The organism is Reinekea blandensis MED297, from assembly GCF_000153185.1.
Classification (GTDB): domain Bacteria; phylum Pseudomonadota; class Gammaproteobacteria; order Pseudomonadales; family Natronospirillaceae; genus Reinekea; species Reinekea blandensis.
Genome location: NZ_CH724149.1, coordinates 285,205 through 306,114 on the forward strand (window position 1 = coordinate 285,205; position 20,910 = coordinate 306,114).

Below are 20,910 nucleotides of genomic sequence, written 5' to 3' on the forward strand. Positions count from 1 at the left end.
GTATCTTACAAGAGCCCAGGAAAAACCGGCGAAGACGTTAATGACCGGACCTTGCGTGATACACTGCCCCCAAAGTTTTACATTGAGAACCGTCTGGTATGAGTCAAATCGTCCGAATTGCTACCCGTAAAAGCCCGCTCGCCTTATGGCAGGCGGAGTTTGTTAAAGCCGAGTTGGAAAAACATCACCCGGACCTTCAGGTTGAGCTGGTTAAAATCAGTACCAAAGGCGATCAGATACTGGACGTTGCCTTATCAAAGGTCGGAGGCAAAGGGCTGTTCATCAAGGAACTGGAAGTGGCGATGGAAGCGGGCGAGGCGGATATGGCTGTGCACAGCATGAAAGATGTGCCTATGGAGATGCCAGCCGGTTTTGAGTTGGCCACGATCTGCGAGCGGGAAAACCCCTTTGATGCGTTTGTCAGCAATGACTTTGATTCCATCGATGATTTGCCCCAGGGCGCCGTGCTTGGCACGTCGAGTCTTCGCCGACAAGCTCAGATACTTGCGCATCGGCCGGATCTGGACGTTCGTTTCTTACGCGGTAACGTCGGTACCCGGCTGGGTAAGCTGGATGATGGCGAATATCAGGCCATTGTGCTGGCTTGTGCCGGTTTGATTCGTCTGGATCTTCAGGCGCGTATTCGTCAGGAAATACCGGGAAATCTGTCTTTACCTGCGGTAGGGCAAGGGGCGGTCGGCATTGAAATCCGTGCAGGTGATATTGCGTTGAAAGAACGACTGCAGCCGCTGAGTCATGAAAACACCACGCTCAGAGTCAGCGCAGAGCGCGCGATGAACCGGGTATTAAATGGTGGTTGCGAAGTCCCGATTGCCGGGTATGCGGTGTTGGACGATCAGGTGCTGAAACTCGAAGGCAGGGTCGGTGCAGTTGACGGTTCCAAGCTTCTGAAATCATCTGCAGAAATGACGTTGACCGGACCGGTTTCTCAGCAGATCAGCCAAGCCACTGACCTGGGACACATGGTTGCGCGTGATCTGCTATCGCAAGGTGCACAAGCGCTGTTGGCGGAGCAGTGATGCGTCGTATTCTGATCCCGAAAGCCTCTCGGGAACAGGCCCGCTGGCAACAAGCCCTGGCCGGAGAAAGCATCGAGCCTCTTTGGATTGATCCCTGGCAAATGAGCGGTTTACCGCAAACGGCGGAGCATCGTAATCAGTGGCTGAATCTGGACCTGTTCAGTGGAGTGGTTTGTGTCAGTCCAACCGCTGCCGAGGTGTTGGTTGCCGCACTCGATGAGTTTTGGCCAATGCCTCCCAGCGGAGTGCATTGGCTTTGTAATGGGCCGAGGACCGCTGAAGTACTTTCGGAGGCCGGATTAACGCCGGTGTTTCCGCAACAGGGGCATACGGCCGAGCAGGTGTTGGCGTTGCCTGAAGCCCAATGTGCTCAGGGTGACAAATGGCTGATTGTGAAAGGCGAGGGTGGCCGGGTAACCTTAGCTCAGACTCTGACCGAACGCGGAGCCATAGCAACAGAGTTGCCCGTCTATCGACGGGCAGTTGATAATGATGCACTTCAATACATGACCTCAATCCGAGCGGACGCCGACGCGCTTTGGTTGAGCTCCGAGTTCTTAGGTGAGAGTTTGTTAAACCAGGGTCGGGATCTGTGGCAGAGTTGGACGGGTGAGTGGTGGGTTTCCTCGCCCAGGCTGAAAGACTGGTGTCAGGCCCAAGGGTGTCGTCGCGTTCGGGTCGCCTCCGGTGCGACCGTTCAGGCATTGCAGGCAATGATTAGGGAAACCGCTTCGCAGTAGCCGAAGCAAACAGGTGAGTTATGGCAGAAAACAGTACGTCAGTTACAGAAAAAAAAGAAAAACCGGCCTCGCAACCAGAGAAAACAGAAACGACAGGATCCAAATCTTCGCCGGCTCAGAAGGCACGTCCTGCGCCAGCCAAGTCGACCGTCAAGCGCGGACGAACGGCCGGTATTCTGGCGCTGATGCTGTTGGTGGTACTGGCAGGGATTGCGGGTGGCGGCTACTGGGGTTGGCAATGGTTGCAGCAGTCATTGAGTGCTCTGGACCAGCAAAACCAGCAACTTGCCCGTGAGTTAGAAACGGCAACGGCTCAGCTTCGTCAGTTTGAATCCATGGCCGAACGCACCGATGACCAGTGGCGTTCCGCCATTGACGATCTGGAAACGCTGGTGGTTGAGTCTGCCCAGCGCTGGAATGCCCAGAGTGACCGCACCGAAAATCGTTGGCCGTTGGAAGAAGCCTTAACCCTGACCCGTTTGGCTGCACAACGATTGCAGTTGGATGCCGATGCTGGCATCGCTGTGCGCATGCTGCAATCGGCTGACGTGATCCTTGCGCAAATGGATCAGGCCGCGGTGTTACCGCTGCGCCGACAGTTAGCTCAGGATATCTTGGCGCTGCAATCCACAGTCTCGGCCGATGTAAACGGAATTTTCTTTAAACTGGATGCCGTCTCTGACCAGGTTCGTGAGCTGAGCTGGGCACCTAAGCCTCAAACTCAGGAACCAGTACCGGACTCTGCGGACCCGGCATCCGGCTTCTGGCACGGATTGAAAAACGTTGTGGTGATCAGTCGGCTGGATGTCCCCATGGCGGCGCCGGCGTTGCAAAGTGACTTTGAACGTTGGCGACAGCACACCCTGATGCTCATTGAACAGACGCAGTTGGCTTTATTGGCGGGGAATCAGCGGCTCTATGACACCGCACTTCAGCAGACTGTTGAGCAGATCGAGCAGATGCAGAGTCAGGTTAGGCTGAATGGCATTCAAGCAACCCTCGCTGAGGTGACGGGTGCGGTACTGAACCCGCAGTGGCCGGATATTGATGCCAGCATCGAGGCGATTGAGGATTATCTGGCCGGTCCGGCAGACGATTCTGCTCAGGATGAAGCGGCTACCGCCGAGGAGGGCAGCGAATGACCCGACTGATGCTCTGGATAGTATTAATTGCTCTTACCCTTCTGCTGGGTGGCGTACTGGCTCAAATGATGGTCCGGGACTCTGGCGTGATGATGCTGACCTGGAATGGCTGGATGGTGGAAACTACCTTCTGGACCGGCCTCGGCCTGTTGTTGACGCTGGTGATTCTTGGCGTTGTGTTGTTAGCTTTGTTACGCAAGCTCGCACCGGCGCGACTGCTGAATCAACTGCGCAGTCGTCGGGACCAGAAAGTCGCCAAAAAAGAAACGGCGTCGGCAATCGACCACTGGCTGCATGGGGCTGACGATCGCGCGCTGGCGTCTTTGCAGAAAGTCATCCGTGCGGGCGGCTCTGACCGTCTTCCCTCGGCGGTTTCACTGGTGCTGGGCATGGATCAGAGTGACTGGCCGGAACGCTATGGCCAGTTGATTACGGAAGACCCGGAGATGAAAACCTATGCCGATGCCATCCGGGCATGGCGTCTGGTGCAAGCGGCTCAACACCAAGAGTTTATTGAGTTGATGGAAGACCAGTTTCGACTCCGGCAAGTGCCCTGGCTACGCGAACATTATTGGCGCGCCCTGATGGCTGTTGGTAAGGCCGAACGATTGTTGACCGTGGTTAATGAAGCCGCCGGGCTGCAACCTGAGAAACGTGAGCAATGGTTGCAGGAAGCGGCTCAGGTGGCGCTGAAAGACGCAGCAGGCGAACCCGGACGGTCAGCGTCCCTGTTAAAGCCACTTTCGAGAAAACAGCGCACTGTCCCGGGTATTGTTCGTGCCGAAATCGATTATCTCTGCTCAGTGGGTGAGTTCAATCTGGCGTTTCGCCGGGCGAAATCGTTATTGCAGCGTCCGGATCAGCATGAGCAAGCCGATATCCTGTTGGACATGCAGGTCGATAATGGCGAAAAGCTCGGGTTTCTGGAACAGAACCCGCCAGCGCAACCGGGTCCGGTCTATTGTCGTACGGCCGGTATACTGAACCATCGTCAACAGTTGTGGGGTAATGCGCAAAGCTGGTTGGAACAGGGCTGGAAGCAGGGCGATCTCGGGGCTGGACTGGCCTTGGCGGAGCTTTATGATGCTCGGCAGATGACGGCTCAGGCCGCCAAACTTTATCGGGAGCTGGCTCAGCTCCAAGCCAAAAAAGCACAGGAGATCAACGTTGGCTGAACAACTGACAACTTCAACATCCGATGACCGGTTAACCCAATATCGGGACTTACTCTTACAGTTGAAGGGACTGACCGATGGCGAGCCAAACCGGGTAGCGAACCTGGCCAATGTGGCCGCGGCGTTACGTCAGACCTTTGGCTTCTTTTGGGTAGGTTTTTATTGCGTTGAAGGTGAAGAATTGGTCCTGGGACCGTTTCAGGGGGATATCGCCTGCACGCGTATAGCCTATGGGCGAGGTGTCTGTGGCACGGCCTGGCAAGAAGCGACACCCCAATGGGTCCCTGATGTCGACGCGTTTCCCGGGCACATTGCCTGCAGCAGTGAGTCCCGGTCCGAAGTGGTCGTCCCGATCCTTAAAGACGACGAAGTCGTTGCCGTACTGGATGTTGACAGTGATCGATTGAATGACTTCACTGAAGCTGATGTGGCCGGCTTATCTGAAATCTCCGCCTGGCTTGGAACGTCCCAGTTCTGAGCCTTGTTTTCTCTTCTTTTTGCAATGCTATGTAACATTCTTGTTACATAGCATTGCTTCTAATTTACGTAACTAACGCGCTCCGCTATAGCCGAAAGCCTTTGATATTCAGGGGTTTTGGGTTTTTTGTTGTTTCGGCTTCGGAGGCTGAAATGACTGAAATCCGTACAAAAATCAATCTTGTCATACTTTGTTACGTTACGTTGCGCTAAGAGACGTTACTCCTGTCATCCTCAGGGCTACAGTGAAAGAGTCTAACCTGATAGCAGAGTACTGCACTCGGACACTGTCCAAGCAAGCGGTTCTGCTGTCTGACCTTAGCAATCCCAAAAAATCAGGCTCTGACCTGTTTACAACAACAAGAAAGAAGGAAGCAAAGATGTTTAAAAAGACACTGCTTGCAATGGCCCTCGGCGGCACAATCGCAGCGACAGCACAAGCTGGCGAAGTTGAAGTACTGCACTGGTGGACATCCGGTGGCGAAGCGAAGTCGATCGCAGTATTGAAAGAAATGGTAAACGACGCGGGTCACAGCTGGAAAGATTTTGCTGTGGCTGGTGGTGGCGGTGAGAACGCCTATACCGTACTGCGTTCACGAGCTGTTTCTGGTAACGCCCCAGCTTCTGCACAAATCAAAGGTTTGGAAATTCAGGAATGGGGTGATCTCGGATTCCTGGCAGACTTGTCTGATGTCGCAGAAGACAACAACTGGGATTCAATCCTTCCTGCCGTCGTTTCTGATGTTATGAAACATGACGGTAAGTTTGTTGCAGCGCCAGTCAACGTACACCGCGTTAACTGGATGTGGGCCAACAAAGCCGTTTTGGAAGAGCATGGTGTGAAAGCGCCAACGAGTCTTGATGAACTGTGGGCTGCTTCTGACAAGTTGAAAGCTGCGGGTATCACTCCGATTGCGCATGGTGGTCAACCATGGCAAGACGCGACTACCTTCGAAAGCATTGTGCTTGCCGTTGGTGGTGCTGACTTCTTCTCGCAGGTTTTCGTTGATCACGATCAGGCGGCGCTGGAAAGCGACACCATGAAGACGGCGTTTGAAGAGTTCGGCAAGGTTAAACAGTACATCGACAAGGGCGCACCAGGTCGTGACTGGAACGTAGCCACGGGTATGGTCATTAAAGGCGAGGCCGCCTTCCAGTTCATGGGTGACTGGGCGAAAGGTGAGTTCTCTGCGGCCGGTAAGCAGCCGGGTGCCGACTACTACTGCCTGCCATTCCCAGGAACTGAAGGTGAGTTCACCTTTAACATCGACTCTCTGGCGATGTTCAAACAGCGCAGCTCAGAAAACGAAGAAGCCCAGATGAAAATGGCTGAGCTGATTCTGTCTCCTGAGTTCCAGGATGTCTTCAACATGAACAAAGGTTCCATTCCAGTACGTCTGGACCAAGACATGAGCGGCTTTGATAGCTGTGCTCAAGCGTCTATGGACACCTTTAAAGCCACCTCCGCTTCTGGCGAAGGGCTGGTGCCTTCAATGGCGCACGGTATGTCGACTACATCGGCTATCCAGGGTGCCATCTATGACGTAGCAACAGACTTCTTCAACTCTGACATGTCAGCAGATGAAGCTGTACTGAAACTGTCTCGCGCGGTACGCGCAGCGCAGTAAGTTGCAGTCTGATCACCGGACCCTGGGGTCCGGTGATCAAAACTCCGGAACCCTGCTTCCGAACTCCCAAACTGAAATACAGTCAGGCCGGCACGTGACGGTCCTGCGACGGGTACGTCTGTTTTTGGCAAAAGTAGGACTACACTGAACCGAGGTTACGCTGACGATATCCCGGAAAGCGTCACTTCAGTCATTGAACAATAACAAACAAGACGGTAATCGCATGACGAAATCCAACCGCTCAAAGGGGATAGACTACTGGTTGCCCAAACTGGTGCTATCGCCAACTATCGCAATTACGACCGTGTTTATTTATGGCTTTATTTTCCTGACTGCCGCGTTATCGGTGACGGACGAGCCATTGATGACCATCTTTTCACTGACGAACCCAAACATCGATTTTACCTTTGATTTCGTCGGGCTGGATCATTACGTCAAACTCTTTGAAAACGACCGTTGGAACGGAGCCTTGCTTAACCTCGGTATCTTCGGTGTGCTTTTCATTGGCATCTGTATGATCGTCGGACTTATTTTTGCCATTCTGCTGGATCAGAACATCCGTGCAGAAGGCGCGCTGAGAACCATTTACCTGTACCCGATGGCTCTGTCGTTTATCGTGACCGGTACCGTCTGGAAGTGGATCCTGAACCCGACCGTGGGTATCGAAAAATTCATGCAGGACATCGGTTTTACCAGTTTTACCTTTGATTGGATCGTCGATCCGCAAATGGCAATCTACACCGTCGTGATTGCCGGGATCTGGCAATCGTCCGGGTTTGTCATGGCTATTTTCCTGGCCGGTTTGCGGGGTATTGATACGTCGATCATCAAAGCGGCGCAGTTGGATGGTGCCAGTCTGTTTTCGGTTTATACCCGCATCATCATCCCGTCCATGCGTCCGGTGTTTTTCTCGGCCTTTGTCATGCTGGCCCACATCGCCATTAAGAGTTTCGACCTGATCATGGCGTTGACGGGTGGCGGACCGGGTAATGCAACCGATGTACCGGCCATTTTCATGTATCAGTTCAGCTTTACCCGCAGTCAGTACGACATGGGTGCGACATCCGCCATGATCATGTTGATGGGTGTGGCCGCTATTCTGATTCCTTACCTCTATTCAGAACTTCGGGGTGAAAAACAATGAGTATTAAAGTTCAGGATACCCGTTATAAAGACATCACCGCTCGCTCGATTCTGTACGCGGTACTGGTGATTGCCGCCATTTACTACCTGGCGCCTTTGTTTCTGATGATCATCACATCGTTCCGTTCAATGGATGAAATTCGTGTTGGCCAGCTCATTGAGTGGCCGAAATCCTTCAGTCTGGATGCCTGGGCTGCGGCCTGGAATCAGGTCCAGATTGGTGCTCGTGAAGAGCTGGGGCTGAAGCCTTACTTTATCAACTCCATTAAAATGGTGATTCCGTCGGTGGCCATTTCAACGCTGCTGGGTGCGTTGAACGGCTATGTGTTGAGCTTCTGGAAGTTCCGCGGCAGTGAAATATTTTTTGCCCTGTTGCTGGCGGGTTGCTTCTTGCCGTTCCAGGCCATTTTGTTACCTCATTCGATTGTGCTGGGTAAATTGCAATTGACGGGAACCGTTTCTGGTTTGGTGATGACCCACGTGATTTACGGGGTCGCCTTTACCACGCTGTTTTTCCGTAACTATTACGTCAATCTGCCAGGAGAGCTGATCAAAGCCGCGAAGCTGGATGGTGCCGGCTTCTGGATGATTTTTTATCGAATCATTCTGCCGCTGTCGACGCCCATTATTGTGGTTTCCGTCATTTGGCAGTTCACGCAGATCTGGAACGACTTCCTGTTTGGTGTGGTCTTCTCCGATCCGGATTCGCAGCCGGTCACCGTGGGTCTGAACAACATGGTGAACTCCACCACCGGTGAAAAACGCTACAACGTCGATATGGCGGGCGCCATCATCGCTGCATTGCCTACGGTCATTGTCTATGTCGTAGCAGGAAAATATTTCGTTCGCGGCCTGACGGCCGGTTCTGTAAAAGGTTAATTAGGAGTTTTTTCATGGCTGGTTTAATCATTGATAACGTACAGAAAAGCTTTGGCCAAACCCATATTCTGAAAGGGATTGACCTGGAAATCCCGGATGGCGAGTTTGTCATCCTGGTCGGGCCGTCTGGTTGTGGTAAGTCGACACTGTTGAACTGTATCGCAGGCCTCGAAGAGGTGACCAGTGGTCGTATCCTGATGGGCGACACCGATATGACACATGCGGCACCAAAAGATCGCGACATCGCGATGGTGTTTCAGAGTTATGCCCTCTATCCGAACATGAACGTACGTAAAAACATCGCGTTCGGTCTGGAAATCCGCAAGATGCCGAAGGCTGAAATTGACGAGATTGTAAACAACGTCGCCAAGTTGCTGCAGATTGAGAACCTGTTGGATCGCAAACCATCGCAATTGTCCGGTGGTCAGCGTCAGCGTGTTGCCATGGGGCGGTCGCTGGCTCGTCAGCCGGAGGTCTTCCTGTTTGACGAACCACTGTCCAACCTGGATGCGAAACTGCGTGTGGAAATGCGTACCGAGATTAAAAAGCTGCACCAACGTCTGGGGACCACCATCGTTTACGTGACGCACGATCAGATCGAAGCCATGACGTTGGCCGATCGAATCGCGGTCATGAAAGCGGGACACGTCCAGCAGTTCGGCACGCCTCAGCAGGTTTATGATGATCCGGCGAATATGTTTGTCGCCGGCTTTATGGGCTCACCATCGATGAACTTCCTGCGTGTGGAAGTGGGACAGAATGGCGATGATTATCACGTGTTGATTGCATCGGAAGGTCACACTTATCAGTTGCCGTGTCCTAAGGCGCAAGGCGACCTGAGCGGTTACGTTGGAAAAGACGTAATTTTGGGTATTCGACCTGAGCAGCTGACCCATGTGATGCCTCATGTTGAGGAAGGCGAGTTCGTAACCAAAGTACCGGTGAAAATTGAAGTGACTGAGCCGACCGGTGCCGACACCCTGGTACTGACTCGCATTAATGACGAAGAGTGTGAGTGTCGTGTACATCCCGCCGAAGCCGGACAGCCGGGTGAGATGATGGACATTCTCTTTAACATGGATAAAGCCGTGTTTTTCGATATCGAAACAGAAGATCGAATCTAACGGATTGACCTCGATTCTTGTGTGCTGGTAGTGAGCCAGATGCCTGACTTAGTGCTCAAATCAGGCCTTATACGCGGCGAAAGCCGCGTTTTTTTTAAGGGGAAACACGCTTTCTTCGTGGTCGCTGCGCCTGGCTCGACCAAATCCGGGCTTTTTCCCAGAGAATGCGTGAATTTCTGTGAAACTTCCCTAAACTCAAAGAGTTAAGAATGTTTACAGAGTTGAAACCTGTTGTTAGTTGACAATTCCAGAGCACCGGGCCTGGACGACGCCTGGCGATCCGTATCTGAACTGGCACAAGAGATCATAGTGCCATTGTTGCAGCCTTGGCTTGCCCGGCAGTCTGAGCTTATCGGGCTGAGCGTGAGTATTGACGACGTTCAGTTGGGTGAATCACGAACCCTGTGTGCGCTTGGTGACGTCAGCGACCTCGTACAACGCTTGCCTGGGCCTGATGGTCAGACTGAAATCGTCCTCTATACACAATCTCCTTTGGAGGATATCGTTGAGTTACCGGAAGGGCTCGCTGCAAGAATAGCTCAGCTGGTGGTGTTCCAGCAGCAGCTGGTCAGTGCTCAGATTTTCCGGTTTTCACCAATCATTCAATATGAAGCGGCCGAATTGGACGGTCGCTGGGTCTTGATTCAAGCAAACCCGGCTCTGGGGGATTTTCTGGGGGTCGATCCGGCGGAACTGGAAGGGCGCGGTGCACGCAAAGTGATGATCGATTTCATTCATCCAGACGATGTACGCATGCTGATGACCAGCTACGACATGACGCGGACAACCTCCCGGCAAATGACATTGCAGTATCGCCTGTTAGCTGCAGATGGGGTTTATTACCCCGTGACGGAAAGGGTTCTGTACATCAGTGATGACCCGCCACGGCGATGCATCTCAACCATCTGGCATCGGGAACTGGATCAGATGGACAGTCAAACCCAGTATCAGCTCTTTCATGATATCCAAACGACGACGGCCGATCTCAGTCTGTTGTCCGGTCGCGAGTTTCTGCATCATTTTTGCCGTCGTCTGGAGGCGCTGGATGATGTGGATTCGCTGGCGCTGATTGCCCACACCCGTGGAGACTGGTGGGAAAGCTGGGCGTTGTATCGTCGAGCCTCGCAGCTTCCGGATTTTCATATTCAACTGAATCACGGTCACCGCCTCGATGAGGCGGCCTGGAATCTGACTTCCCTGTTCGGTCGCGACGACGATGCCAGTCAGGCGCTCTACGATCAGATGCCATATCAATCGGTTTTGCCGCTAAAACACGATGGCGAATCGGTTGTGGCGTGCCTGATACTCGGCTCGGTGAAACCGCTGTCGAACTCTGACCAGGTGGTGCAGCTGGTTCGTTTGTTGGGTATCCGAGTGCTTCGGGAAATTCGTCAGGTGCGCATTGCCGAGGCTCAGTGGGAGCAAAACCTGCAACTGCAACAGCAAAAGCAACAGCTGACTCGCATGGTGACTCTGTTGGGGGATCTCGACACCGTCGCCGATGAGTTCAGTTTTATGCGCATAACCGAAGACCAGTTACGGCAGACCTTTAATCTACAGTGTCTCGATTGGGTTTTATGGGTGTCAGGGGAGTGGCATCGATTGACGCTGGAAGACGTGCTCATGAACCGACGCCCGGCATCGGATGCAACCCGCATAGTCAAACCCAACTGGATCGAGTTTCTTGAACAGGTACGCCGGCAGTCCGAAATGGTCGTCTACCGAGGGCGGCTGCGGGTATTCTGGCCGGTCGGTTCCGCGTTAGATGGGTTTCTGGTACTGGTGCAAACCTTTCGCAAGAGTCTTCCCGACCGGGAACTGCTTGAGTTTGCGCAAAACTCACTGACGTTGGCTCATCAGGGGTTGGTGCAACGCGAAAACCTGCGCCGGCAAGCCATGTACGATTCCCTCACCGGGCTTGGTAATCGCAGTCAGCTGCATGCTTGGATTAAGGTGGCTTTGCCGGTTAAAGAGCGGGCCAGTTTGCTGCTTTTTGACCTGAACCGGTTTAAAGAAATTAATGACAGCTTCGGTCATCAGTTTGGCGATCGGTTACTGTGTGAGATCGGTCCCCGTATCTCATCAACGTTGGGGGATCGTGAGCATTATCTCTCCCGGCTGGGTGGGGATGAGTTTGCACTCTTTTTGCCGGATACCGACACCGAAACCTCATCAGAGTTGGCAGGGAAACTCCATAAAGCGCTGGCCAAAAGCTACACCATCGACGGCCTGCGGTTTCAGGTAGAAGCCAGTATCGGCGTGGCTCAGTTCCCACAGCATGGTGACGATGGCCATGAGTTGCTGCGTTGTGCTGATGTTGCCATGTATGCTGCCAAACACACCAATCGTTCAGTGGTCTTATTTGATCCGCAACTGGATAACTCGACGCCGATGCGTATCGCGGTGTTATCTGGTCTGGATCAGGCGATTGCCGAACACCAGTTATCGGTGGCTTACCAACCGCTCATGCAGACCAGTACCGGACAGGTGGCGGGTTTTGAAGCTCTGGTTCGATGGAGTCACCCTGAGTTTGGTGAACTGTCGCCGTCAGAGTTTATTCCATTGGCGGAAGTGGGGGAGGGTATTCGTAAAATCACCGATTTTGTCTTGCGCTCGACCCTGGAATATCTGGTTGTCTGGCGACGATTGCTGCCTCAGATGCACGTGGCTGTGAATATTTCACCGCGAGTACTGCTGGATCACGACTTTCCCAATCGGGTTCAGGCTTTATTGGAAGCCTATAACTTACCAGGTGAATCCGTTGTAATGGAGCTGACCGAATCGACGCTTCTGGTCGACCCGGTCCGGGCCGTTGAGATCATACATTCGTTAAGTGCATTGGGTGTCAAAGTGGAAATTGATGATTTTGGCACCGGCTATTCGTCGTTGTCGTATCTGAAACGTTTGCCGCTCAGTGCGCTGAAAATTGATCGTTCGTTTGTCGCCGATATCAGCAGCGACAGCCATAATGAAGTCATCGTTCAGTCGACCGTGCAGATGGCCCACAATCTGGGGTTACAGGTCGTTGCGGAAGGCGTCGAAGATGAAGCGACCTTGTTAAAAATGATGCGCTTGGGGTGCGATATGATCCAGGGCTATTATTTTTCCAAGCCCATCCCGGGGGATGAAGTGGAAGAGTGGCTGAAGCGAAATCGCTGATCAGGCTGTCTACTCTGAGTAAATAAGTACAGGAACCACAGAAAACAGTATGAACCAAGATCGGTTGCAACGAGACCTTATCGGGCTAATAGAACAGACTCATCTGGACCCAACGCAGGCGCGCCTGACGGCTGAAAAAGCCATTCTATGGGCCGGGCGAAACGGCTGGGTCAACATCATGGCCCTGGCTAATCTGGTTGCCGGTCGCGCTCATGCCAGCCAGTCTGCCTTTGATTCGGCCGTCGAGTGTTATCAGCGAGCCAGCACCCTGTTTAAAGATGTTGATGACATTCAGCGCGTTGCTGAAAGCTTTCATGGCCTGTCCGCCGTCTATCTGCGTAAAGGCGAGTTTTCGTTGGCTCTGGAACAACTACGAAAAGCCTTAACCTGGCTAAACCGGCTGGAAGAGGAACACAGTCTGGTCGCTGTTGTACGCATGCAGTTGTCACAGACGCTGATGAATCTGGGCTATTGGTCCGATGCTGAACAGGAGCTTCTGTCCCTGGGCGAAGGGTTGGATGTGTCGGATCAACAGTTGGCTGAATACCAACTCGCGCTGTTGCGGTTGGTGTTCTTCCGCGGCGATCAACGAGCCGTCCGGGAACAGCTGCAGTTGTGCCGTGAAATGATTTTAAGTCTGGACAATGACCGTTTTCGAATGCCATTGGATTACTACAGTGCCCGTTACGTCTGTAAATACCAAAAGGTACGCCAGGGTGAAAAAGAATTGACCCGGTTATGGCAAGATGCAAATAAAAGTGACATTCAAATTCTTTATCTGGCTTATGAGGCCGCGGTCGATCTGCTGCAATCGGATTACCCTCAACGCGGTATCTTCTGGTTGACGGAGCTGCTGACGCAAACGGCTTTACCGCTCAGCCTTAAACAACAGATTCACCTGGCCCTGGCTAACTTTTTTGTCGCGCATCTGAGCCATGAACTGGCCAATGAGCACTTCCAATCCGCCGCCAGGTTGACCAACACCATCCGGGAGTCCGAGATCAACCAACAATGGGCACGTTACCGCGCCGATGACATGTTTCATGAACTGCGCTCGCAACTGGCGCAGCACAAAAAGAACAATCAGATTCTCGCGCAGAGTAATGCCTTGTTACAGGCCGTTAACCGTATCGCGATGGCGGTGAATGCCGCGCTCGATCAACACAGTCTGTTGACGCGTCTGCGCGAACAATTGGAAGGATGGGTCAGTGCCGAGATCATTGGTATCGGTGAGTTACGTGATGAAGAACTGATTTTTGACTGCCTGCTGGACGGGGAACGCCGCATTCCCAGTAATCGGTTGTCGATGTCAGAGACTCGGGCCTGGTCTGTCAAAGCGATTCAACAAGGGCGAATACTCTTTGATAACGATTTTGTCTTTAAAGATGAAATCCTGATGGAGGAGGCACCGAACGTCGCGCGTTCGGTCGCGTTTGTTCCATTGAAGTGTGAAAATCGGGTGATTGGACTGCTGACGCTGCAGTCTCGTCAATCACAGGCGTTCGACAACCGATGCATCAGTCTGCTTGAATATATTGCCCCGGTCATCGGCATTGCCTTTGCCAACCAAATCAATTTCCGGCGCACCATTGAACTGAGTGGCCAGGTCAGTCGGCACAAGCAGGAGCTGCATGATGTCCGACAACTGATGGCGCACATGGTGGATCACGACGAACTAACCGGATTACCCAATCGGACAAGTTTGCCGGCACATTTTGAACGTTGGATATCTCAGGCGCCATTCCATTGTCTGTTGATCCGAATCGCCAACCTTGCCGACATTAACAAGGGTTTGGGCTATGGCTCTGATGAAGATGTCGTCAAGATTCTCGGTCAACGGTTGCGTAATCGATTGCGACCGGACGATTTACTGATTCGAATGAGCAACGATGAGTTTCTTTTGCTGGTGGGGCAGATGGAAACCCGGGAATCGCTGATTGATTTCGCCCGCCAGCTATCGGAACTGACGGTTCAGCCACTGCGTGCGCGCGAACAGACAGTTGATGCTAAACCGGCCATTGGCATTGTGACTTATCCGGAACACGGCGAAACGCTGGAAGAAGTTTTGTCGATGCTTACCATTGCCACGGATCATGCGTTGTCTGACGAGACCAACGTATTTACGCTGGAGTAGTTGCGTCGGCCAGGTGTGTCAGTACGCCGGTATTCTTTAAAACGTCGAGGCCCGGTTCCAGGTAGGCATCGTTTTTCTGCGGATAGAATATTGGGAATAAATAAGATTCAGAAACACCGCGTCGTGCATACAGTTGCTGATCGGCTCGTCGCTCCCGCTCTATGGTCCATTCACTGCGATAGCCATTGTCGTAGCCTATCGTCCGATGAAAACGCAAGGTCGATTCCGGCCAGGCAGTTCGCTTCAGACCGCCCACCAACACCAACATGCAGGTACCGGAGCACTCGTTTCGCACTGCCGTGTTGAGTTGCCGCTGGGTTATCAACGCGGACAGTTGACGGGCTTCGTGCAGGTGACCACCGCTTAAGTCGAGTTCAACCGTGTCGATCTGTGGAGATTGATTGAGCACCGTGCGGACGCGTTGAGTACTGTCGTAGGTCAGGGCGCCACTGAGTTGTAACCGGTTTTCTGTCGTCTTCAGCTGAAGCGAAAAATCGTCCTGCTTCAGGGCGATCTGCCACATCGATTGTACGACGCTACGATGTTCGTACAGATCGGACACCACCAGAAACATCAACCCAGCGGACGCGGCTGCTAACAACAGGCTTTGGTATCCGCCTTTAAACTGCTGTGCAGCAATCCAAATGGACTTCAGTGTCGCGGCGAACAGCAGTGGCAGCAGGATGATGAAACAAACCAAGCCTATGGGTAGCCAGATGCGCGTGGATACAACCGGATCGGCGATGACGTTCATCAGCGACAGCATGGCAATGCTGAACTTGAGCAGGAGCAGGGCTGGAATCAAAATGGCCCAGAACGCCTGTCCCTGACTGAAATCTCCGATCCAGAGTCGGTGGACAAATCGGTTTAGGCTTCGCATGGATGGGGCTTCTCTTCACAGTGCGTTTTGCGGCGGTTGGCGCAGGCAGAACGCATCAACGACGGGTTTGGATGACAGTGCGCACCTGAGTCAATGTGACACCAGCCCTGACTGTGAAGGCTGGCGTCTCGGGTGTCTGTCAAAATGCGTCGCTATTTTACGCCAACGGACGCGATGCACAATAACGAATACTTACGCCGTTCGGCTCTTAACCAGGGTCAACGCTGTTTCGCAGGCTTTGCGTACCTGTGACGGTGCGGTACCGCCAATATGATCGCGCGCTGCAACGGAGCCTTCGAGCGTCAGGACATCAAAGACATCCTCGCTGATCAGGTCAGAGAAGTTCTGCAGTTCGGTCAGACTGAGTTCAGCGAGATCCTTTTTCTGTTCAATGCCAAACGCTACCGACGCCCCGACCACTTCGTGCGCATCGCGGAACGGCAAGCCTTTCTTCACCAGATAGTCTGCCAGGTCCGTTGCCGTGGAGTAGCCTTTGGCTGCTGCAACGCGCATGGAGTCTTTCTTCGCCTGAATGTGGGGCACCATGTCCGCAAACGCGCGCAGGCTGCCCGCCAGCGTATCGATGGTGTCAAACAGTGGCTCTTTGTCTTCCTGGTTGTCTTTGTTATAAGCGAGGGGTTGTGACTTCATCAGCGTTAACAGACTGATCAGATGGCCATACACCCGACCGGATTTACCGCGTACCAGTTCCGGAACGTCCGGATTCTTCTTCTGCGGCATGATCGACGAACCGGTGCAGAAACGATCTGGCAGGTCGATGAAGTCAAACTGAGCGGACGCCCAGAGCACCAGTTCTTCCGACATGCGTGACAGGTGCATCATGATCAGCGCGCCGGCGTGGGTAAACTCAATGCCAAAGTCGCGATCCGAAACCGAGTCCAGCGAGTTTGTGCTGGGGCGATCAAAACCCAGCAGCTCAGCGGTGCGGGCCCGGTTAATCGGATAGGTGGTGCCGGCCAAAGCAGCCGCCCCCAGTGGCATAATGTTGACCCGTTTGCGACAGTCCTGCAGACGTTCATAGTCGCGTTGCAGCATCTCGTTCCACGCCAGCAGGTGATGCCCAAAGGTCACCGGCTGCGCCGTTTGCAAATGCGTGAAGCCGGGCATGATGGTGTCGGCTTCGCCTTTGGCCAGTTCAATCAGGGCCAGTTGCAAACGTGTCAGCTCGGCACTGAGATGGTCAATGTTATCGCGCAGATACAGGCGGATATCGGTGGCAATCTGGTCATTACGGGAGCGCCCTGTGTGCAGTTTTTTGCCAACACTGCCGATCTTAGCGGTCAGTGCGGCTTCGACGTTCATGTGCACATCTTCCAGCGCGACCGACCATTGCTGGCGGCCTTGTTCGATGTCATCTTTGACCTCGTTCAGCCCCTGAACAATGGCGTTTTTTTCTTCGTCGGTCAGGACACCGCACTCAGCCAACATAGTGGCGTGGGCAATGGACCCTTCAATGTCCTGCCGGTAGAGTCGCTGATCAAAACCGATGGAGGCTGTGAATTCCGCCACAAAGGCATCCGTTGCTTCGGAAAATCGGCCACCCCAGGCCGAATTGGTTTGACTCATAAGACTCACCTGACAGTTATTGGATTAAAAACAGCGCTCATTATAGGGAAATGGCCGTAAACATCACCTGTAGATACGGCAACACTGTATCGAGCGTTCTGTGACCGGTGGTTGAAATGATTGGTCAACTGACGTAACTGTAATACAGTTGAAGAAACCAGATTTTGACAGTGCGTGCCCATTGAGTACAAAAAACGCCTTTGTTATCCCCAATCTTTGCCAGACGGTTCCGTTACTGCTGTTGATCCTGGTCTCTGAACTGTGTGTTCTGGTCTGGACGCTGACGGAGCTACCGTTCAGCTGGGCTCAGCTGGGACTACGCAGCATCACCGTTCAATGGATTGTGCTGCTCAGCGCCGCCGCGCTGTGTCAGCTGCGCCCACTGTTGTCCCGCTTCAGTCTGCGCACCGGTTGGCTTCTATGTTTTGTGGTCATACTGGTGACCGGGTTAACCGTGATTGGATTAGGCTATTGGTTGGTCCGCCCGCAGGCCTTTAGCGTCGGCCATTTTTTCCGGCTCGGGCTGGCGGTCTCGATACTGGCGGCCATGGTGTTGCGTTACTTCCAGATACTTCAGCAGGTGATTGAGAACAATCAGGCCGAAGTCAGTTCCCGGCTTGACGCCTTGCAGGCTCGAATCAAGCCTCATTTCCTGTTTAACAGCCTGAACACCATTTCTGAGTTGATCGCCACGCGACCGCAGGCCGCCGAAGACGCCGTTGAAAATCTGTCGACCCTGTTCCGGGCCAATCTTCGCCAAACCTCCAGCTTTTGTGCTCTGCAGCAGGAAATTGATCTGGTGAAGGGCTATCTCGAGCTGGAGCAGTGGCGATTAGGGGAGCGCCTAAGCGTAGACTGGCAGGAATCGCTTGATGATCCGTCAGCGGCGGTGCCGGTGCTGTGTCTGCAACCTCTGGTTGAAAATGCCATTGTGCACGGTATTGCACCGCAACCGTCTGGTGGGTGCATCCGGGTATCGGTGTTGCAGTCGCCCCGGGTGACCACTCTGATGGTGGAAAATCCGATAGATCCAACCCGACCGGGACACACCGGACACGGCGTGGGTTTAGATAATGTCCGGCATCGGCTCAGTGTGCTGTACGGGGACGCGGCGCGTTGCCAGGTAGAACAAAGCGATCGACTATATAAGGTGACCGTGGTACTGCCGCGCTCATCGGTACAGGAGGGTACATGAGAGTATTGGTGGTCGATGATGAGCCTCTGGCTCGTGAGCGACTGGTGAGGTTTCTGCAGGACATAGATGATGTGGAAAACATTGCAACGGCCAGCAGTGGTGAAGAGGCGTTGAGTAAGCTCAACGATTTTCGGGCCGATGTGTTACTGCTGGACATTCGTATGCCCGGTCTGAATGGCCTCTCTGTGGCTGATCGCGTGCAGCAGCAGGAACAGCCTCCGGCCATCATCTTCTGTACAGCCTACGATGACCACGCCATGGAGGCGTTTCAGGTGCGGGCTCAGTCCTACCTGTTAAAACCGATTCAGCGGCAGGCATTAACCGATGCCCTACATACCTGTCGCCGCTTGAACCGGGCGCAGGTCCAGGCGCTCGACACGCAGCAGCAGGTGGACAGCCTCAGCGTACAGCATGGTCGTGAAAAAGAGATCTGGCCGCTGTCAGACGTCTATTTTTTCCGAGCCGAGCAAAAATACGTCATGCTGTTCGGCCTGCATGGTGAGCGGGTGGTGGATGAAAGCCTGAAAGCGCTTGAACAACGCTTTGCCAGCAGTTTCGTTCGTGTGCACCGCAACACACTGATTGCCCGGGCCCGCGTTGAGAAGCTTTACCGGGATCACGAAGGGGGTTACTGGGTTCGGGTTCGGGGGGTTGAGGAACCCATTGCCGTCAGCCGACGACATGCCCGGGAAGTTCGCGCACTTTTCGATTGAATCATCGGTTGATACTTAGTGCCGCTCTCGGGTTTGATGACGTTCCGGGCAGACAAATTACTGGCGTTTTTCCCGTTTTGGTCTATAACTCAGTGGTCGAACTGTTAAAGTGTCAAAAGTGGCACGATAATAAGCGTATTGGGAGTTAAAAAGATGACATCGACTAAGAAGAGTGATGCACCAATCACCACAGCCGAGCTGGCAAGAACCCCGAAAACCAATGAAGAACTGCGCACCCAGATGGCCAGCGAAGTTGAAGCCTTTCTGGCGCAGGGTGGTTCTGTCGAGAAGATTGAAAAAGGTCGCCGAGTCGATATTCCGAAGAAACCGGAAAATAAATACGGCTCGCGCCCAATCTGATCATTTCTGACACGCGCTTGCGTGTTACCCGAACCCCACTATCTTAGTTGATGCATGCATCAGGCACCGCAGGTATGAGTGTTGAAAAAAGAATCGTTCTACATTGAAATTGAACGTCTGGTTCCGGGGTTGTTTGTTGATCTGGAACTGGCTTGGTCTCAACACCCCTTCCTGTTCCCCAGATTCCGCATTAAAAATACCCGTGAGGTTCGGCAGATTCGTGAGCTCGGGTTGTCCCGGGTTCGCATTATCACCAAAAAATCTCAGGCCGACGCCTTACAAACTCTGAAATCCCCGCCGCCATTAGTCCCCGAAGGCAATGACGTGCCTGACAGCGATGCCGACCTGAACACCCTGTGGCAGCAGAAAAAAGACAGTTTGGCCGAAGCAGAAGGGTTTAAGAAAGAGCATCGACGCACCACCAAAGCTTACCGGGAAACTCAAAAGCGGATCGGCAATGTGATCCGTAATCTGAAACTGGCTCCGGCAAATGCCATCCGGGACGCCGACGAAGTGATTACCGACATCACGGCCATGTTGGCCGAGACCGGAAACATTGTCATCAGTATGGTGAATCTCAGTTCGGATGAGTTCTCCAGTCAACATCATGCACTGAACGTGACGGTATTGGCACTGGCCCTTGGTAAGCAGCTGAACTTGTCCGAAGCTCAACTGCACGACCTTGGTGTGGGGTGCATGTTGCATGATATCGGCAAGATCATGTTGCCGGCCCCGTTGTTGCAGAAAACCCATCTGTCAGAGCAGGAAAAACAGGTCGTTCTGACGCACGTCGGTCACGGCCTGAAAATGCTGACCCGGCTGGACATTGTCAGCGATCAGGTGCAGGAAATGGTGGCCCACCATCATGCGTATCTGGATGGGTCAGGGCACCCCCCGACCAGCGATGCTGACGACATTTCATCGCTGTGCCGGATCCTGCAGATTGCCAACCATTACGACAACATGTGTAACCCGTCGGTGCCGCTTACGCCGTTGTCACCGAAAGCCGCCATGGCGAAGCTGTTTTCCGATTTTGAAACCAAACTCGACAGCCAGTTGATTCATCAGTTTGTTCGTCATTTCGGCGTCTACCCGCCGGGTACCGTTGTGCAGATGAACGATGACTCCATTGCTGTGGTTATCTCGGTTCGCAGTGAAGCCCTGCTGTCGCCCCGGGTGCTGATCTATAATCCGGACATTCCCGCCAAGCAGGCCCTGATGATCGATTTGACGGATAATCAGGACTTATCGATCCGGCACGCGCTGAAGCCCGGCGAGTATCCACAGGAAGTTCAGGAATACCTGGGTCTGGAAGATCGTCTCGGTTACTTCATCAGTCCGTCTGCCTCCGGGTAATCGGACTCTAATCTACCTTTATAATCTTGCACATAAGCTTACAGGATAGTGACTATCGGTATTCTGTATAGCGATGTTGTGAACTTACCGAAAAGCTTTGAAACGGACGATATGTTCGTAATATCACTACAATCTCATTTTGCAAAATGCCCTGAAAAAATTGACAAATCGGCCTGTA

17 protein-coding genes are annotated in these 20,910 nt (G+C 53.2%); 15 read left to right on the forward strand and 2 right to left on the reverse strand.

The features are described 5' to 3' along the window. The first annotated feature begins 98 nt into the window (after positions 1–98). From hemC to MED297_RS01445, 11 genes are all read left to right on the forward strand, one after another. Complete coding sequence (gene hemC / locus MED297_RS01395) at positions 99–1,040, forward strand: hydroxymethylbilane synthase (protein ID WP_008041664.1); 942 nt, start codon at positions 99–101, stop codon at positions 1,038–1,040. Next, positions 1,040–1,780: a uroporphyrinogen-III synthase gene (locus MED297_RS01400; RefSeq protein WP_008041666.1), complete on the forward strand. Its 741-nt coding sequence runs from the start codon at positions 1,040–1,042 to the stop codon at positions 1,778–1,780. Before hemC ends, MED297_RS01400 begins: the two co-directional genes overlap by 1 nt. 20 nt (positions 1,781–1,800) lie before the next feature. Continuing rightward, complete coding sequence (locus tag MED297_RS01405) at positions 1,801–2,922, forward strand: uroporphyrinogen-III C-methyltransferase (RefSeq protein ID WP_008041668.1); 1,122 nt, start codon at positions 1,801–1,803, stop codon at positions 2,920–2,922. Further along, complete coding sequence (locus tag MED297_RS01410; RefSeq protein WP_008041670.1) at positions 2,919–4,097, forward strand: heme biosynthesis protein HemY; 1,179 nt, start codon at positions 2,919–2,921, stop codon at positions 4,095–4,097. Before MED297_RS01405 ends, MED297_RS01410 begins: the two co-directional genes overlap by 4 nt. Beyond that, positions 4,090–4,575, forward strand: coding sequence for a GAF domain-containing protein (locus MED297_RS01415; RefSeq protein WP_008041671.1), 486 nt, complete (start codon positions 4,090–4,092; stop codon positions 4,573–4,575). Before MED297_RS01410 ends, MED297_RS01415 begins: the two co-directional genes overlap by 8 nt. Before the next feature lie 379 nt (positions 4,576–4,954). Beyond that, complete coding sequence (locus tag MED297_RS01420; RefSeq protein ID WP_008041672.1) at positions 4,955–6,202, forward strand: ABC transporter substrate-binding protein; 1,248 nt, start codon at positions 4,955–4,957, stop codon at positions 6,200–6,202. Positions 6,203–6,425: 223 nt separating this feature from the next. Further along, the gene (locus MED297_RS01425) at positions 6,426–7,346 is read left to right on the forward strand and encodes a carbohydrate ABC transporter permease (protein WP_008041673.1); all 921 of its coding nucleotides are present in this window, start codon (positions 6,426–6,428) and stop codon (positions 7,344–7,346) included. Beyond that, the gene (locus MED297_RS01430) at positions 7,343–8,224 is read left to right on the forward strand and encodes a carbohydrate ABC transporter permease (protein WP_008041674.1); all 882 of its coding nucleotides are present in this window, start codon (positions 7,343–7,345) and stop codon (positions 8,222–8,224) included. The genes MED297_RS01425 and MED297_RS01430 overlap by 4 nt, the downstream gene beginning before the upstream one ends. 14 nt (positions 8,225–8,238) lie before the next feature. Next, positions 8,239–9,348, forward strand: a complete 1,110-nt coding sequence (locus MED297_RS01435) for an ABC transporter ATP-binding protein (RefSeq protein ID WP_008041675.1) — start codon at positions 8,239–8,241, stop codon at positions 9,346–9,348. A 231-nt stretch (positions 9,349–9,579) separates the two neighbouring features. Further along, entirely contained in the window at positions 9,580–12,507 is a 2,928-nt protein-coding gene (locus MED297_RS20945) for a GGDEF domain-containing phosphodiesterase (protein WP_008041677.1), read from the forward strand. A gap of 49 nt (positions 12,508–12,556) precedes the next feature. Beyond that, positions 12,557–14,641 (forward strand): sensor domain-containing diguanylate cyclase, encoded by a 2,085-nt coding sequence (locus MED297_RS01445; RefSeq protein ID WP_008041679.1) that lies wholly within the window; start codon positions 12,557–12,559, stop codon positions 14,639–14,641. Here the strand turns inward: MED297_RS01445 and MED297_RS01450 are convergent. Next, positions 14,628–15,521, reverse strand: a complete 894-nt coding sequence (locus MED297_RS01450) for a hypothetical protein (protein WP_008041680.1) — start codon at positions 15,519–15,521, stop codon at positions 14,628–14,630. The two genes, MED297_RS01445 and MED297_RS01450, sit on opposite strands and share 14 nt — an antisense overlap. Before the next feature lie 192 nt (positions 15,522–15,713). Then, on the reverse strand, positions 15,714–17,108 hold the full coding sequence (gene argH / locus MED297_RS01455; RefSeq protein WP_008041682.1) for an argininosuccinate lyase: 1,395 nt from the start codon (positions 17,106–17,108) through the stop codon (positions 15,714–15,716). Between the two features lie 181 nt (positions 17,109–17,289). Here argH and MED297_RS01460 point away from each other — a divergent pair, with 181 nt between their 5' ends. The 4 genes from MED297_RS01460 (at position 17,290) to MED297_RS01475 (ending at position 20,732) form a co-directional block, all read left to right on the forward strand. Beyond that, on the forward strand, positions 17,290–18,303 hold the full coding sequence (locus tag MED297_RS01460; RefSeq protein WP_008041683.1) for a sensor histidine kinase: 1,014 nt from the start codon (positions 17,290–17,292) through the stop codon (positions 18,301–18,303). Beyond that, positions 18,300–19,016, forward strand: coding sequence for a LytR/AlgR family response regulator transcription factor (locus MED297_RS01465; RefSeq protein WP_008041685.1), 717 nt, complete (start codon positions 18,300–18,302; stop codon positions 19,014–19,016). Before MED297_RS01460 ends, MED297_RS01465 begins: the two co-directional genes overlap by 4 nt. A gap of 153 nt (positions 19,017–19,169) precedes the next feature. Further along, positions 19,170–19,376, forward strand: a complete 207-nt coding sequence (locus MED297_RS01470) for a hypothetical protein (protein WP_008041687.1) — start codon at positions 19,170–19,172, stop codon at positions 19,374–19,376. Between the two features lie 78 nt (positions 19,377–19,454). Then, complete coding sequence (locus tag MED297_RS01475; protein ID WP_008041689.1) at positions 19,455–20,732, forward strand: cyclic di-GMP phosphodiesterase; 1,278 nt, start codon at positions 19,455–19,457, stop codon at positions 20,730–20,732. The last annotated feature ends 178 nt before the right edge of the window (positions 20,733–20,910 follow it).